The 1775-nt window shown below is 38.1% G+C and carries 1 pseudogene; it reads left to right on the top strand.

From position 1 onward, the window contains the following. Window positions 1–1775, top strand: a pseudogene (locus tag ABD917_RS08605) (hypothetical protein); the annotation flags it as partial.

The following is a 1775-nucleotide window of genomic DNA, read 5'->3' as shown; positions in this document are numbered from 1 at the left end:
TGAAGACAGTTGAAAAAGATATCAAAGATCAAGTAGCCGCTAGTAGCTTTGTGAAACAGGATACCAATACAAAACACATCACCATTGGTAAGGAAACCGATGGAGATAAAATTGATATTGCTAACAAGAATAATGAACAGCGTACTCTTACAGGTATAAAAGCTGGTGGCCTCTCAGAAGATTCGCATGAAGCAGTCACTGGTTCGCAGTTATTTGCTACAAATAAAAATGTGCAAACGGTAACAGATAATTTAAATACCGCTGCCACAAATATAGCCAAGTCCTTTGGCGGTAATGCCAAATATGAGGATGGTCAATGGATTGCACCAAGCTTCAAGGTTAATACAGTTAAGGATGATGGTCAGGAAAAAAGTGAGATATATCAGAATGTAGCTGATGCTTTGAGTGGGGTTGGTAGTTCTATTACGAATGTTCAGAAGAAAGTGACTGAACAAGTAAATAATGCCATTACCACGGTCAAAGGCGATGCCTTATCGTGGAGTTCAACTGATCAAGCTTTTAGTGCTCAGCATGGTGCAGATAAGGAAAAGACCAATAGCAAGATTACACATCTTTTAGATGGTAACATTTCTGCTACTTCAACAGATGCCATTACGGGTAAACAAGTCTATTCCTTGGGTGATAAGGTTTCCTCATCTTTTGGTGGTGGAGCTAACTTTGGAAATGGAAAGTGGAGTGATCCAACATTTAAAATTAAAAGAGTTAAATCTGATGGTACAGAAGAAGAGCAAAGCTATACGAGTGTAGCAGCAGCTTTTGAGGGTGTTGGTACTGCTTTCACGAATATCAAAAATGAGATTACCCAACAGATTAATAATGAGATCAGCAATGTACAAGGTGATAGTCTTGTTAAGAAAGATGCCACAACGAACTACATCACTATTGGTAAAGAAGTAGCAGGTACAGAAATCAATATCGCAAACAGAAGTGGTGAAGCTCGAACTCTCTCTGGTGTAAAAGCTGGAACTACAGAAACCGATGCGGTAAATTTTGGACAGCTGAAGACAGTTGAAAAAGATATCAAAGATCAAGTAGCCGCTAGTAGCTTTGTGAAACAGGATACCAATACAAAACACATCACCATTGGTAAGGAAACCGATGGAGATAAAATTGATATTGCTAACAAAAATAATGAGCAGCGTACTCTTACGGGCATAAAGAATGGTGATATATCAGAAGTTTCAAAAGAAGCTGTCACTGGTTCGCAGCTTTTTGAGACAAATAAGAATGTTGCTACTTACTTAGGCGGTGGAGCTGATTATAGAGATGGCACATGGACTGCTCCAACATTTACAGTAAAAACAATTAAAAATGATGGCCAGGAAGAAACAACGACTTATAAGAATGTATCTGATGCTTTGAGTGGAGTTGGTACTTCTATCTCCAATGTTAAAAATGAGATTACCAAGCAGATTAATAATCTTCAGTCAGATGATTCAGCAGTTGTTCATTACGATAAAAAGGACAATGGCGAAACGGATTATACGAATGTGATTTTTGGTGGTAAAAATCAGAATCTCACAACTCTCCACAATATTGCTAATGGTAATATATCTAAGGACTCAACGGATGCAATCAATGGTTCACAGCTTTATACAATGAGTAATACCCTTGCGACCTATTTTGGTGGTGGTGCTAAATATGAAAATGGTCAATGGATTGCACCAAGCTTCAAGGTTAATACAGTTAACGCTGAAGGTCAGGAAACAAATGAAACATACCAAAATGTAGCAGAAGCTTTAACTGGAGTTGGT

Source organism: Bartonella pachyuromydis (assembly GCF_039543065.1).
GTDB lineage: Bacteria > Pseudomonadota > Alphaproteobacteria > Rhizobiales > Rhizobiaceae > Bartonella > Bartonella pachyuromydis.
This window is presented reverse-complemented; position numbering and strand designations above follow the sequence as displayed.